The 14,995-nt window shown below is 32.4% G+C and carries 16 protein-coding genes; 10 read left to right on the forward strand and 6 right to left on the reverse strand.

The window, feature by feature from the left end:
* Window positions 1–2 precede the first annotated feature (2 nt).
* The 9 genes from rpsI to ACQY6M_RS07135 all read left to right on the forward strand — a co-directional run bounded on the left by rpsI (window position 3) and on the right by ACQY6M_RS07135 (window position 9,849).
* Window positions 3–389, forward strand: coding sequence for a 30S ribosomal protein S9 (gene rpsI / locus ACQY6M_RS07095; RefSeq protein ID WP_047790000.1), 387 nt, complete (start codon window positions 3–5; stop codon window positions 387–389).
* Window positions 390–504: 115 nt separating this feature from the next.
* The gene (rpsB, locus tag ACQY6M_RS07100; RefSeq protein WP_428742600.1) at window positions 505–1,248 is read left to right on the forward strand and encodes a 30S ribosomal protein S2; all 744 of its coding nucleotides are present in this window, start codon (window positions 505–507) and stop codon (window positions 1,246–1,248) included.
* Window positions 1,249–1,337: 89 nt separating this feature from the next.
* Complete coding sequence (gene tsf, locus ACQY6M_RS07105; protein WP_428742601.1) at window positions 1,338–2,306, forward strand: translation elongation factor Ts; 969 nt, start codon at window positions 1,338–1,340, stop codon at window positions 2,304–2,306.
* 111 nt (window positions 2,307–2,417) lie between these two features.
* Entirely contained in the window at window positions 2,418–3,128 is a 711-nt protein-coding gene (gene pyrH / locus ACQY6M_RS07110; RefSeq protein WP_428742602.1) for a UMP kinase, read from the forward strand.
* Between the two features lie 41 nt (window positions 3,129–3,169).
* Window positions 3,170–3,724, forward strand: a complete 555-nt coding sequence (gene frr / locus ACQY6M_RS07115; RefSeq protein ID WP_428742603.1) for a ribosome recycling factor — start codon at window positions 3,170–3,172, stop codon at window positions 3,722–3,724.
* A gap of 98 nt (window positions 3,725–3,822) precedes the next feature.
* On the forward strand, window positions 3,823–6,186 hold the full coding sequence (locus ACQY6M_RS07120; protein WP_428742604.1) for an efflux RND transporter permease subunit: 2,364 nt from the start codon (window positions 3,823–3,825) through the stop codon (window positions 6,184–6,186).
* Window positions 6,187–6,272: 86 nt separating this feature from the next.
* Window positions 6,273–7,706 (forward strand): asparagine--tRNA ligase, encoded by a 1,434-nt coding sequence (asnS, locus tag ACQY6M_RS07125; RefSeq protein WP_428742605.1) that lies wholly within the window; start codon window positions 6,273–6,275, stop codon window positions 7,704–7,706.
* A gap of 83 nt (window positions 7,707–7,789) precedes the next feature.
* Window positions 7,790–9,250, forward strand: a complete 1,461-nt coding sequence (rpoN, locus tag ACQY6M_RS07130) for an RNA polymerase factor sigma-54 (protein ID WP_428742606.1) — start codon at window positions 7,790–7,792, stop codon at window positions 9,248–9,250.
* Window positions 9,250–9,849 (forward strand): hypothetical protein, encoded by a 600-nt coding sequence (locus tag ACQY6M_RS07135; protein ID WP_428742607.1) that lies wholly within the window; start codon window positions 9,250–9,252, stop codon window positions 9,847–9,849. Before rpoN ends, ACQY6M_RS07135 begins: the two co-directional genes overlap by 1 nt.
* On the opposite strand, the gene ACQY6M_RS07140 is transcribed toward ACQY6M_RS07135, so the two are convergent.
* The 6 genes from ACQY6M_RS07140 to ACQY6M_RS07165 form a co-directional block, all read right to left on the reverse strand.
* Window positions 9,844–10,512 carry a porin family protein gene (locus tag ACQY6M_RS07140; RefSeq protein WP_428742608.1) on the reverse strand — a complete coding sequence of 223 codons (669 nt, stop codon included), beginning with the start codon at window positions 10,510–10,512 and terminating at the stop codon, window positions 9,844–9,846. The two genes, ACQY6M_RS07135 and ACQY6M_RS07140, sit on opposite strands and share 6 nt — an antisense overlap.
* 85 nt (window positions 10,513–10,597) lie before the next feature.
* A complete protein-coding gene (locus tag ACQY6M_RS07145; protein ID WP_428742609.1) occupies window positions 10,598–11,068 on the reverse strand; it encodes an ExbD/TolR family protein in 471 nt (156 codons plus the stop codon).
* 14 nt (window positions 11,069–11,082) lie between these two features.
* A complete protein-coding gene (locus ACQY6M_RS07150; protein WP_428742610.1) occupies window positions 11,083–11,709 on the reverse strand; it encodes an ExbD/TolR family protein in 627 nt (208 codons plus the stop codon).
* Window positions 11,710–11,715: 6 nt separating this feature from the next.
* Entirely contained in the window at window positions 11,716–12,159 is a 444-nt protein-coding gene (locus ACQY6M_RS07155; RefSeq protein ID WP_428742611.1) for a hypothetical protein, read from the reverse strand.
* A 7-nt stretch (window positions 12,160–12,166) separates the two neighbouring features.
* The gene (locus ACQY6M_RS07160) at window positions 12,167–12,895 is read right to left on the reverse strand and encodes a MotA/TolQ/ExbB proton channel family protein (protein ID WP_428742612.1); all 729 of its coding nucleotides are present in this window, start codon (window positions 12,893–12,895) and stop codon (window positions 12,167–12,169) included.
* A gap of 253 nt (window positions 12,896–13,148) precedes the next feature.
* A complete protein-coding gene (locus tag ACQY6M_RS07165) occupies window positions 13,149–14,180 on the reverse strand; it encodes an asparaginase (protein WP_428742613.1) in 1,032 nt (343 codons plus the stop codon).
* A gap of 94 nt (window positions 14,181–14,274) precedes the next feature.
* Here ACQY6M_RS07165 and ACQY6M_RS07170 point away from each other — a divergent pair, with 94 nt between their 5' ends.
* Complete coding sequence (locus ACQY6M_RS07170; RefSeq protein ID WP_428742614.1) at window positions 14,275–14,973, forward strand: zinc metallopeptidase; 699 nt, start codon at window positions 14,275–14,277, stop codon at window positions 14,971–14,973.
* Window positions 14,974–14,995: the final 22 nt, after the last annotated feature.

Genomic DNA, 14,995 nt, shown 5'->3' on the forward strand with positions numbered 1-14,995 from the left:
TTATGGAAACTGTACACAAAATAGGTAGAAGAAAAACAGCTGTTGCTCGTGTTTATGTTTCTCAAGGAAGTGGAAACATCACTATCAACAAAAGAGAGTTTAAAAACTATTTCACTACACCAACTTTACAATACAAGGTTCAACAACCTTTAATGTTAACTGAAAACTTAGAGGCTTACGATGTAAAAGTAAACGTTTACGGTGGTGGTGTTACTGGTCAAGCTGAAGCTATTCGTTTAGCAATTACTAGAGCATTAGTAGCTATTAACGAAGAAAATAAAGCGGTATTAAAGCCAGAAGGATTATTAACTCGTGATCCAAGAATGGTTGAACGTAAGAAATTCGGTCAAAAGAAAGCACGTAAGAAATTCCAGTTCTCTAAACGTTAATCGTTTATTGGAACTGTTATTTATAAATCAATTTTTAACAGTTTAGTATCTAAATACTTCAGACTTAATAACTACTGGAGTATTGCGAAAACAGAACGTAAACACATTTATTAAAATGGCAAACATTCAAGAATTATTAGAAAGTGGTGTTCACTTTGGACACTTAACTAGAAAATGGAACCCAAACATGGCTCCATACATCTATACAGAACGTAATGGTGTACACATCATCGATTTGTATAAAACTTCAGCTAAAATTGACGAGGCTTCTGCTGCGTTACAAAAAATAGCTAACTCAGGACGTAAAATCTTATTCGTTGCTACTAAGAAGCAAGCTAAAGATATCGTTGCTGAAAAAGCTAAAGCTGTAAACATGCCTTACATCACTGAAAGATGGCCAGGTGGTATGTTAACAAACTTTGTTACTATCCGTAAAGCTGTAAAGAAAATGGCTTCTATTGATAGAATGAAGACTGATGGTTCTTTCGACGCTTTATCAAAAAGAGAAAAATTACAAATCAACCGTCAACGTGAAAAATTAGAAAAGAACTTAGGTTCAATTTCTGATATGACTCGTTTACCAGGAGCTTTATTTGTAATTGACGTGAAGAAAGAGCACATTGCTGTTGCTGAAGCACAAAAATTAAACATTCCAATCTTTGCAATGGTTGATACAAACTCTGATCCAAGACCGATTGATTTTGTAATTCCTGCAAACGATGACGCTTCAAAATCTATAGATAGAGTATTATCTTATGTAACTGATGCGATTGCTGAAGGCTTAACTGAAAGAAAAGCTGACAAAGAGAAAGCTAAAGCTGAAAAAACAGCTGACGCTCCTGCATCTGAAGAAGCATAATAATTTTAATTTAAAGGTTTCATTACATTGAGACCTTTAAATTTTTATACCTTACAACAATTAATTACAATTAAAAAATAACGATAGAAATGTCAGTAAAAATTAGCGCTGCAGACGTAAAAAAATTAAGAGAAACTACCGGAGCTGGTATGATGGATTGTAAAAAAGCATTAGTAGAGGCTGAAGGTGATTTTGATAAAGCTATTGAAATTTTACGTAAAAAAGGACAAAAGATTGCTGCTAAAAGAGCAGATCGTGAGTCTACTGAAGGTGTAGCTATTACAAAAATTAGCGATGACAATACTTATGGTGTTGCTATCGTATTAGCATGTGAAACAGATTTCGTATCTAAAAATGATTCTTTCAAAGAATTAGCGCAAGAGTTTGTTAACATCGCTTTTAACTATAACACAAAAGAGGAGTTCTTAGCTGCTGATTTTGGAGGAATGACTGTTGCTGAAAAATTAATCGAGCAAACTGGAGTTATCGGTGAAAAAATCGATATCACTTCTTTCGAAAAAATCGAAGCACCATACGTAGGAGCTTACACTCACGTTGGTAAAATTGCTGCTATGGTAGGTTTAACTGCTGCTGTAGACAACGCTGCTGAGTTAACTAAAGACCTAGCTATGCAAGCTGCTTCAATGGGAGCTGTTTCATTATCTTACAAAGATTTTGATCCTGCTTATGTAGCTTCTGAAACTGAAGCTAGAATCGCTGCAATTATTAAAGATAACGAAGAGTTAGCTCGTTTAGGTAAAACTTTAAAGAACGTACCTCAATTCGTATCTAGATTACAGTTAACTGATGAAGCTATGGCTGAAGCTGAAAAAGAAGCTAAAGAGCAATTAAAAGCTGAAGGTAAACCAGAGCAAATCTGGGACAAAATCTTACCAGGTAAAATTGAAAGATTTATCTCTGACAACACAACTTTAGATCAAGAACAATGTTTATTAGATCAGAAGTTCATCAAAGATGAAAAGAAAACTGTTGCAGAATATGTTTCTTCTTACGGTGACGTTGAAGTTAAAAACTTCGTAAGAGTTACTTTAGGATAATTCTCAACAATCATATTATAGAAAACCATCCATTTTTTGGATGGTTTTTTTTATGCTGTAAAAATTAGAATAAAAAAAATACGTAGCTTTGCACAACTTTCAACAAAACAAATGCAATACAAAAGAATCCTTTTAAAATTAAGTGGTGAGGCATTAATGGGAGAGCGCCAATACGGTATCGACCCAAACAGACTTAAAGAGTATGCCCAAGAGATAAAACAAGTTGTAGATAAAGGTGTAGAAGTTGCCATAGTAATTGGTGGTGGAAATATTTTTAGAGGGGTTGCTGGTGCTAGCCAAGGTATGGATCGTGTGCAAGGTGACCACATGGGAATGTTAGCTACCTGTATTAACGGATTAGCTTTACAAAGTGCCTTAGAAGATGAAGGAATTCACACACGTTTACAAACCGCTATCGAGATTAAAGAAATTGCAGAGCCTTATATTAAACGTCGTGCAAACAGACATTTAGAAAAAGGGCGAGTAGTAATTTTTGGTGGAGGAACAGGAAATCCGTACTTTACTACCGACACAGCAGCTGTTTTAAGAGCTATAGAAATTAATGCTGATGCTATTTTAAAAGGAACTCGAGTTGACGGTATTTACAATTCAGATCCTGAAAAAAACAAAGATGCTGTTAAGTATGAAAACATTACCTTTAAAGATGTAATCGACAAAGGTCTTAAAGTTATGGATATGACTGCTTTTACATTGAGTGAAGAAAACAAATTACCAATCATTGTTTTCGACATGAACACTAAAGGAAACTTGTTAAAGTTAATATCTGGAGAAAATATTGGAACAATAGTTGATAACGAATAAATCGAAATTACCCTCTAATGAGGTTTATAAATACGAACAAAATGACTGAAGAAATTGATTTTATTTTAGATTCGGCCAAAGAGGCAATGAATGATGCAATTGAGCATTTAGTAAAAGAATTGCGTAGTATTAGAGCTGGTAAAGCATCTCCAGCCATGTTAGCAAATGTACAGGTAGACTATTACGGTTCTGCAACTCCATTAGGACAAGTTGCTAACGTAAATACTCCTGATGCTAGAACAATTTCAATTCAGCCTTGGGAAAAAAACATGTTACATGAGATAGAAAAAGCCATCATGCTTGCTAATCTTGGTTTCAACCCAATGAATAATGGTGAAAACATTATCATTAATGTACCACCATTAACTGAAGAGCGTCGTAAAGATTTAGCTAAACAAGCAAAAGCTGAAGCTGAGCATGCTAAAGTTGGAGTTCGTAATGCTCGTAAAGATGCTAACAACGAAATTAAAAAACTAGATGTTTCTGACGACATGAAAAAGATTGCTGAAGCTGATATACAAAAGCTAACAGATAACTTCGTAAAAGAAATTGACGACAAGCTTGTAGTGAAAGAAAAAGAGATTATGACCGTATAATTTTTTCTAAAAAATAAATTGAAAAAGAGTGTTTTTAACACTCTTTTTTTTTTCGTTTAATTGTTTCATTTAACATAACTTTGCTAAAATTTTTTTGAATGACTTTTTGGACTAAAATCGCAGGATTTGTATTGCGAAATCGTTATCTAGTTTTAATTACCATAGCTATCATTACAGGACTTTTAGTCACTCAAATGAAATATATGCGCTTCTCTTACACAGAAGCAAACCTGCTTCCTACCGACCACGAGGCTAATGTCCAATACGATAAGTTTTTAGAAATTTTTGGCGAAGAAGGAAACTTAGTTATTCTGGGAGTTAAAGATTCTACAGTATTTACACCTGCAAAGTTTAACGCTTGGAATAAACTTGTAAAAGATTTAGATAGTTTACCTCAAGTAGATTTCACCATTTCTATTGCCAATGTACAACAGTTAAAAGCTGATAGAAAGCAACGCAAATTTGTTGTAGAACCGTTGTTTAAAAACAATCCTAAAACGGCTAAAGAGGTAGATAGTATAAAAAAACAACTTTTTGAAAAACTTCCTTTTTACGAAAACTTATTGTACAACGATCAAGGAACTTTACAAACCGCTATTTATCTTAATAAGGATATTGTAAATACTCCTGCTCGTAGAGACTTTATAGCAGATGTTTTAATACCAACGGTTGATTCATTTGAAAAAGAATATCAATTAGATATCCGTGTATCAGGAATGCCATACATACGAACTGTAAACTCTCAAAACATCATTGATGAAATGGGGATTTTCGTTGTAGGAGCTTTACTTATTACTGCTATTATATTCTTCTTCTTTTTCCGTTCGTTTAGAGCCACATTTATTACTCTTTTGGTAGTAGGAATTGGAGTTGTTTGGGCTTTTGGTTTTATTGGGCTTTTCCGTTATGAAATAACGGTTTTATCAGCATTAATCCCACCACTAATTATTGTTATTGGAGTGCCAAATGCTGTATTTCTCATCAACAAGTACCAACAGGAAGTAAAAAAACACGGAAATCAAGCTAAATCATTACAACGTGTAATTTCAAAAGTTGGAAATGCTACGTTGATGACGAATATTACAACAGCTTCTGGATTTGCCACGTTTGTTTTTGTTAAAAGTCAATTACTACGTGAATTTGGTATCCTAGCATCAGTAAACATTGTCAGTATTTTCATTTTAGCTTTATTAATCATTCCAATTATATACAGCTTTATGCCACTTCCAGAGCAAAAGCATTTAAACCATTTAGAGAAAAAATGGATGGAAAATGTAGTAAACTGGATGGAGAACATGGTAAAAAAACAACGAATAGGTATATACATTACCGCCGTTGTGATTATCATTTTCAGCATGATTGGTTTATACCAAATTAGAGTATCTGGTAGCTTAATTGAAGACATGCCAAAAGGCAAGCAGTTTTATAAAGACATTAAGTTTTTTGAGTACGAATTTGGGGGTATAATGCCTTTAGAAATTTTAATTGACACCAAAAAAGATAAAGGTGTTATGAATCTTTCTACCTTAAAAAGAATGGAAAAGTTGAATGAAACTATTGAAACTTTTCCAGAATTATCAAAACCTATATCTATTACCAATTTAGTTAAGTACTCTAAACAGGCTTACTATAATGGAAATCCTAAATACTATCAGTTACCAACAAGTCAAGAAAAAGGATACATTTTTGCTTATACCAAAAATTCTAACAGTAATTCTGGCATGCTTAAAAATTTTGTTGATAGTACTGGGCGATATGCACGTATTACAACTTTTATGAAAGATATTGGTACTGATAAAATGGATATTATCCAAGATAGATTACAAGCCGTAATTAAAAAGCAATTTCCAGAGGATAAGTATGAAATTTCTATGACAGGAAAAGCTTTAGTTTTTCTAAAAGGAACAAACTACCTGATTAAAAACTTAGTAATTTCATTATCCTTAGCTATTATACTAATTTCTATTTTCATGGCGTGGATGTTCCGTTCTCCACAAATGATTTTAATCTCATTAGTTCCTAACATGCTTCCGTTGTTAATAACAGCTGGATTAATGGGATATTTAAGCATCCCTATAAAACCATCAACCATATTAGTATTTAGTATCGCTTTTGGTATTTCAGTAGATGACACCATTCACTTTTTAGCGAAGTATCGTCAAGAATTATTAGCTAATAACTGGAAAATAAAACCGGCTGTATATTCTGCCTTAAGAGAAACTGGTGTTAGTATGTTTTATACTTCTATTGTACTTTTCTTTGGCTTTTTAGTATTTACAATTTCTAGTTTTGGAGGCACAATCGCTTTAGGTGGTTTAGTCTCTATAACATTATTATTAGCTATGGTTTCAAACCTGTTATTATTACCTTCTCTTCTTCTTTCATTTGAAAAGAGAATTGCTAATAAGAACGTTTTAAAAGAAACCAAATTTAAAATCTTGCCCCCTAAAGAAGATAAATAAAACTTTACTTGCTTTTTGTAGTTCATCATTGCACATTTATTAGCAAAAAAAGTATCTTTGCTTGTTTTAATTGAAGATATTAAGTAATGAACAGAAGTAGCATTAAAGAACTATTACAATCGGATAAATTTTTACATGAGGTACACGTAAAAGGATGGGTGAGAACTTTTAGAAGCAATCGTTTTATTGCTCTAAATGATGGTTCAACCATTAATAATATTCAATGTGTTGTAGATTTTGAAAATACCGATGAAGCTTTATTAAAGAGAATAACTACTGGAGCTGCTGTAAGTATAAATGGTACTTTAATTGAAAGTCAAGGTAAAGGACAAACGGTAGAAATCACGGTAACAAACTTAGAAATTTTAGGAGATTCTAATCCTGACGAATACCCAATTCAACCTAAAAAACATAGTTTTGAATTTTTACGTGAGAATGCACATTTACGTATAAGAACGAATACTTTTAGTGCTGTTATGCGTTTGCGTTCTGCATTATCATTTGCAGTACATCAGTATTTCCAACAAAATGGATTTTATTACGTAAACACACCAATCATTACTGGTTCAGATGCAGAAGGTGCTGGTGAAATGTTTAAAGTTACTCAATTTGAGACTAACAAAGCTCCTTTAAATGAAGAAGGCGAAGTAGATTACACTAAAGATTTCTTCGGAAAAGAAACAAACTTAACTGTTTCTGGACAATTAGAAGCTGAAGCCTATGCAATGGCATTAGGTAAAGTATATACTTTCGGACCAACATTTAGAGCTGAAAACTCTAACACAACTCGTCACTTAGCTGAGTTTTGGATGATAGAACCAGAGGTTGCATTTAACGATTTAGATGCAAATATGGATTTATCTGAAGACTTCATCAAATATGTATTACAATATGTATTAGATAACTGTAAAGAAGATTTAGAGTTTTTAGATAACCGTTTAGCTCAGGAGGAAAAAGCAAAACCTCAAGCAGAACGTAGTGAAATGGGGTTATTAGAAAAATTACGATTTGTTGTAGATAATAACTTTAAACGTGTTAGCTATACCGAAGCTATTGAAATTTTACGTAATTCTAAACCTAATAAAAAGAAGAAATTCCAATTTCCTGTTAACGAATGGGGAGTGGATTTACAATCTGAACACGAGCGTTATTTAGTTGAAAAACACTTTAAATGTCCAGTTATTTTGTTTGATTATCCTGCAAACATTAAAGCATTCTATATGCGTTTAAATGACGATGGTAAGACAGTTCGTGCTATGGATGTTTTATTCCCTGGCATAGGTGAAATGGTAGGGGGAGCGCAAAGAGAAGAGCGTTTAGAAGTTTTAAAAGAAAAAATGGCTGCCTTAGACATTCCTGAAGAGGAGTTATGGTGGTATTTAGATACTCGTAAGTTTGGTACCGCAGTACACTCTGGTTTTGGTTTAGGTTTTGAGCGCTTGGTTTTATTTACTACAGGAATGAGTAACATTAGAGACGTTATTCCTTTCCCTAGAACACCTCAAAACGCTGAGTTTTAAAAAAATCATAAAACTTATAAATAACAATCGCCATTCAATAAGGAATGGCGATTTTTTTTATCCTATTTCATATCTTTGTGCATATGCTAAAACAAAGTTTACATCAAAAATTACTTCAAAAATTATCGCCTCAACAAATTCAGTTGATGAAGTTAATTCAATTGCCTACACAAGCCTTTGAAGAGCGTTTAAAACAAGAAATTGAGGAAAACCCTGCACTTGACACAGGTAAAGAGGAATCTGATAATTTTGAAGATACTTTAACGAATGATGAGTATGACGATTCGGGCAATGAAAAAATTGACGCCGAAGACATCAATATTGATGAATATTTAAGTGATGATGAGTTTCCTAGTTATAAAACACAAACTAATAACTATTCAGCAGACGATGAGGAAAAACAAATTCCTTATGCTGCTGGAACAACTTTTCATCAGTCTTTAAATAATCAATTAAACACCTATAGAATTGATGATGAAGAGCGTGCTATTGCTGAATTTTTAGTAGGTAGTATTGATGATAGTGGTTATATTCGAAGAGACATTATTGACATTGTTGATGATTTAGCTTTTACTCAAAACATTTTTACAACTGAAGAAAAAGTAAAAGATATTTTAATAAATATAGTACAGAAATTAGATCCTGTAGGGGTTGGTGCTCTAGATCTAAAAGAATGTTTAATTATTCAATTGAAATCTAAATCTGAAAATGAAAGCCGAGTTTTAGCTATTAGAATACTAGAGGATGCTTTTGATCATTTCGTTAAAAAACACTACAAAAGGCTTCTTGAAAAATTTACCATTTCAGAAGAACAGTTAAAAGAAGCTATTACCGAAATAAGCAAACTAAACCCTAAACCTGGAAGTTCTTATGCGGGTAATAACAAAATAGCTGAGCAAATAGTTCCTGATTTTTCCATTAGAATTATTGATGGTAATTTAGACTTAACCTTAAACTCTCGTAATGCTCCAGAATTACACGTTTCAAGAGAGTATAGCAACATGCTTAAAGGCTATCAAGACTCCAAAGAAAAGAGCAAATCACAAAAAGATGCTGTTCTTTTCATTAAACAAAAACTGGATGCTGCAAAATGGTTTATTGATGCTATTAAACAGCGCCAACAAACGCTTTTGATAACCATGAATGCAATTATGCATCGTCAAGAAGAATATTTTTTAACTGGTGATGAGCGCAAACTTAAACCAATGATTTTAAAAGATATTGCTGATGAGATCAACATGGATGTTTCTACCGTTTCGCGTGTAGCTAATAGCAAATATGTATCTACCCCTTATGGTACAAAGTTGATTAAAGAGTTCTTTTCTGAATCAATGAAAAATGACCAAGGTGAAGATGTATCTACTAAAGAGATAAAAAAGATTTTAGAGACAGTAATTAGTGAAGAAGATAAACGTAAACCTCTTACTGATGAGAAATTATCTAATATTTTAAAAGAAAAAGGATATCCTATAGCTAGAAGAACAGTTGCCAAATATCGTGAGCAATTAGACATTCCTGTAGCTAGGTTACGTAAAGAAATTTAATGCGCTGGCACAAATTTATATCAACTATTTTACACCCCATAGTAATGCCTACTATTGGGATTATTTTGTATTTTATTTTATCTCCAATACAACTTAATAATCAACAACAGCTTACAATACTTACAGTAATTTTTATAGCTACATATCTTATACCAATGCTTCTTTTAGTCTTTTTAAAGTCTATTGGTTATATAAAGTCTTTTCAAGTACACAGTATAAATGAACGTAAAGCTCCTATTTTCTTTATGATGACTTTATTTCTTATTCTTGGAAAACTCTTCTCAGATATGAGTATTGTTAGAGATTTAAGTTATTTATTTTATGGTACAGTTTTCGGCTTAGGAATAACTTATATACTTTTCCCTTTAAAGATAAAGAGTAGTTTACATTTATTATCAATGGGAGTAGCTACTGGCTTTTTTTTATTATTTCAACAAATACAAGCAATTTTTGTACTTCCTCTTATAATCACTTTTATTTTCCTTTCAGGGCTCTTAGCAAGCTCTAGATTGCATCTAAAAGCTCATACCTCAAGAGAAGTTTACATTGGCTTTTTTATTGGTTTAATAAGCCCTTTTATAGCTTATTATTTATTATAAGAGGTAAAAACTTAGTCCTAACCTTACAATCTTACTATTTATAGGGCTTCCATTCAGTTTAACATTTTTGAACATGGGTGTCAATCCATAATACACATGAAAGTTAAAAGTACCATAACCTGCAGACACAGTTAAACCAGTTTGCCATGTATTGTATTTTGACACATTAGAAATGTTTACACTCTCTGTAGGTAAATTATATTGAAAATTATTATTTAAGTTGTATATAATCTTTATACCTGCATAAAACCGCCAAAAAGAATATATATTGACGTCAGATGATCTCCATCTAAATTGTATCGGCATTTCAATATTATGAAGTTTTATTTTATTAGATGTGATCTCTGAGTCTATCTCATACTGGTTTACATCTCCTTCTAATACTTTTAAGCTATGATTAAATGAATCAAAACTGTAACCTAGTCCTATACCTAAAGCTGTTTTTCCTTTTCTGTTTAATGGAAAATCTTTTATATATCCAGCTGCAACACCATATGAAAATCCTGTTTTCCTTACTCCTTCTGGCTGATCGTTTAATAAGTTATAGGTAATGTCAATATATAACTGATCTTCCCAATATTTATCTCCAATTTGTAGAGAATCCTTTTGGGAAAAAGCATTTAATGACAATAATAATACAAGAAGATTTAATATATTTTTCATAATAATTATCTAACGATAAATATACTTTTTTTGTATAAAAAAAGAGCAATCGTACGATTGCTCTTTTTTAATTATTTAAAAGTAATTACTTGCTAATTACACTTCCTTTATGAGTAGATAAACTTAACTTAAGAGCATTTACATCTCTTAACTTTTCACGAATATCGGCTAAAGTACCAACACTCGATTCTTTATCTGCTTTAATAGAAGTTGTCATAAAAGGTACTTCAGCTTCTGATACGTTATCTCTTTCAAGAAAGATAAACGATGGTACATCCTCTGGTGTAGCAATCTTATCGTTTAACTGAATTCTATTATAACCTGTTCCATATTTTTGGTCCTTCGCTTTACCAACATAAATTGTACTCACTAAACTTTTACGTTCAAGTTTCTTAACTTCACTTGCACTAGGTAAACGTGGTGAATCAATCAATAAATCTGTTTCTCTCATAGTAGTAGTTACCATGAAGAAGAATAACAACATAAAAACAATATCTGGTAAAGATGCCGTTGATAATGCTGGCATACCTTTTTTCTTCTTTCTAAATTTAGACATACTATATTGTTTTATTATTGAACATTTGTTGGATCTGTATCAGATATAATTTGAGGGTAACTCGCTTTAATATCTTCAACTTTCTTTCTTAAAGACTCATCTTTTCTTGCTCCATCAATAAAAGCTTTTTCAAGTTCGTCAAAACTCATACCATATTTCTCCTGGCTAAGTCTATTACGTAAATCTGTATAAGCTCTTAATAATTCATTTTGAACAGCAACATAAGTACCATACTCAGTACCTCTATCGCTCTCTACTGAAATAATTGCTTTGTTTGGATGATCAGATGATTCTGGATCCTTTGCTCCTTTACAATAGTCGCAAGCTGCACCAGCTTCTTTACCTGGCATTGGGTTACCAATACCTCCACCATTATCAATAAATTTCATTGCAGCATCTTTTAAGTCTTTCAACTCCATAACCTCGTTTTCAACTAAAAGTTGGTTGTTACGGTTAATACTTACTTGAAAAATATTCTTTTCTTTAACGACTGGTGGTGGAACATCTGTTTTTTCAGCTAACTTTTTAGGGATACCTGAATCCACATCCATTGTTGTTGTTACAAGGAAAAAGATAAGTAGCAAGAAGGCAATATCTGCCATCGAACCTGCATTAATTTCTGGGTTTTCTCTTCTTGCCATAATAATCTATGATTTAACTAATCCTTTTAATAAATCCCACACGAAGAAACCTCCTGCGATCACTATTAAGATAATACTTAACCAAATACCTGTACTTGTGTTTTTAGACACACTACTACCAGCAGCTGCTATTACTTTTTCATTTGCGTCTATTACTTGACTGTCACTTGAAAACATGTAAGATACTACTAATAAAACTCCCATAGCTAATATCCCTAATAATGCTTTTTTCAATGCAGCTGGGTTTTTAAACAAGCTAAAAACAGAAGCTAAAACAGTTACTCCGGCTGTTAATATTAGTAATACTAAAGAATAAGTAACCAATGGAGAAACCGCATCTGACATTGCTACTTTGTCCTCACTATCTACTCCCATAGTCATTAAGAATAAGACTATACCGATAAGTGAAAGTAAAGCAACAACGATTGTTATTAATCTATTGTTCTTCATACTTCTATTATTTTTTATACTTAGCTAATAAATCGATTAAAGAGATAGATGCATCTTCCATGTTGTTTACAATACTATCTACTTTAGAAATGATGTAGTTGTAGAAAATCTGTAAGATAATTGCTACTACTAAACCAAATACTGTAGTTAAAAGTGCTACTTTAATACCACCTGCTACTACCGCTGGAGAGATATCGTTTGCTACTGCAATCGCGTCGAATGCTCCAATCATACCAATTACAGTCCCCATGAATCCTAACATCGGTGCTAAAGCGATAAATAATGAAATCCAAGAAATGTTTTTCTCTAATAATCCCATTTGCACTCCTCCATATCCTACTACAGCTTTTTCAGCAGCATCTAAACCTTCGTCAGCTCTTTCTAAACCTTGATAGAAAATAGAAGCAACAGGACCTTTTGTATTTCTACATAGTTCTTTAGCAGCCTCTACTCCACCTGAACTTAATGCCTCATCTACACTTGCTACTAATTTTTTAGTGTTAGTTGTAGCCATATTTAAATAAATGATTCTTTCAATTGCAATAGCTAAACCTAAAATTAAAGCTACTAATACAATTCCCATAAACCCTGGTCCACCTTCAATGAAATATCTTTTTAAAATTTGGTGGAAAGTCTCTGTTCCATCTGCTGCTGCTGCGTCTTGAGCATAAGTTGATTGAATAGCTCCTAAAAACATAAATCCTGCAATAGTTAGGATATTTACTACTTTTTTCATTTTGTTATAATTAATTTTAAATAGTTAACGGGTTAAAAATACAAATTTTACTACGAAAAACTTAATTTTTTATCAATAAGTGATTCTTAACTTGTACTTATTACGCTTTTTAATTTTTCAGAGTGGCAAGTAACAAAAAAATGTTGGGACATTAAAAAAAAACTCTTGCATTTCTATTAACACCCTACTTTTTTAGCCTTCCCCTTAGTATTTCAAGCAGTTACAGCTGCTAATTTAACAATTTATTTACAAATCAAGCCATTTCTCCTCTTAGAGGTTTCTCAAAATAATGCTTAAATTCTTCTTTTGAAAGCTTTTCTCCTAATAAATACATCATTTTTGCGATAGCTGTTTCTGTAGTAATATCCTTACCATCAACAATACCAATACGTTTCATTTCTGAACTTGTTTCATAATGTCCTAAAATTACGCTACCTCCAGCACATTGGGTTACATTAACAATATTAATTCCTTTTTGCACTGATTCTTCCAACAAATCAAGAAACCATTTCTCAGTAGGCGCATTTCCTGAACCGTAAGTTTCTAAAACAATTCCTTTTAATTCTGGTATGTTTATAAAACTTCTCACTACTGGCTCAGTAATTCCTGGGAACAATTTTAAAATCGCAACATGATTATCTAATTTTTTTCTAAAAACTAGTTTATCTTCTTCTTTTGTTGGCTTTAGTAATAAATGATGATTAAAGTTTAAATGTACACCACTTTCAGCCAATGGAGGGTAGTTCATCGACGCAAATGCTTCAAACTGTTCTGCATTAATTTTCGTAGTCCTATTAGCTCTATATAATTTGTATTCAAAATACAAACCTACCTCCTGAATTATTGGTTTATCATTTTCATGAGCCGATGCTATTTGTATCGAAGTTATCAAATTCTCTTTAGCATCTGTGCGTAAATCTCCTATCGGTAATTGAGAACCTGTAAATATTACTGGTTTTTGTAAGTTTTCGAACATAAAACTAATTGCAGAAGAAGTGTACGACATCGTATCTGAACCTGTTAACACCACAAAACCATCAAACTTATCATAATTACCAGAAATAATTTCAGCAATTTGAATGTAATAATCTACATTCATGTTTGACGAATCTATAGGATTCTCAAATGATATTGTGGTTATTTCACAATTAAGCTGTTGTAATTCTGGTATTTTACTAGATATTTGACTAAAATCGAAAGCCTTTAATGCTCCTGTATCATAATCCTTTACCATACCAATGGTACCCCCTGTATAAACAATTAAAATTTTAGGTTTATTTGTCATTTTGACACTTTTTATTACCGTTAATAAATTGGAATAATTTATGATATAAATTTATCCAACAAAAATGACATAAAATTTTAAAACTATATAAATTATGATTGGATTTTATATTCTGATTGGGATTATATCTTTATTCAGCTGGTTAGTAAGTAACACCTTACAACAAAAATTTAAAAAATACTCTCAAATTCACTTACGAAATGGAATGAGTGGAGCTGAAATCGCACAAAAAATGCTAGCTGACCATGGCATTTATGATGTACAAGTCATTTCTACCCCTGGTAGATTAACCGATCATTACAATCCACAAAACAAAACTGTTAATCTTAGCGAAGCAGTTTACAACCAACGTAACGCTGCTTCTGCCGCAGTAGCTGCACACGAAGTAGGACATGCTGTTCAACATGCTAGAGCTTATCAATACTTACAAATGCGTTCTAAATTAGTCCCTATGGTAAGTATTACTTCACGCTTTTCTCAATGGATGGTCATAGGTGGTATTGCTTTTGGAGCCGCTTCTGGTAGTACTGGTATTGGTTTTTATATAGCCATGGCTGGTTTAGCTTTTATGGCACTAGGTACTATTTTTAGTTTTATTACCTTACCTGTAGAATATGACGCAAGTAATAGAGCCTTAGCTTGGTTAGAAAATAAAAACATGGTTACTCGTGAAGAGTTAACAGGTTCTAAAGATGCATTAAAATGGGCTGCAAGAACGTATTTAGTTGCTGCTCTCGGTTCTTTAGCTATGCTTTTGTATTGGGGACTACGTGTTTTAGGAAACAGAGATTAGCTTTCAACCTAGCTATTTGAAA

The sequence above is a fragment of the Tenacibaculum sp. genome (assembly GCF_050290165.1).
GTDB lineage: Bacteria > Bacteroidota > Bacteroidia > Flavobacteriales > Flavobacteriaceae > Polaribacter.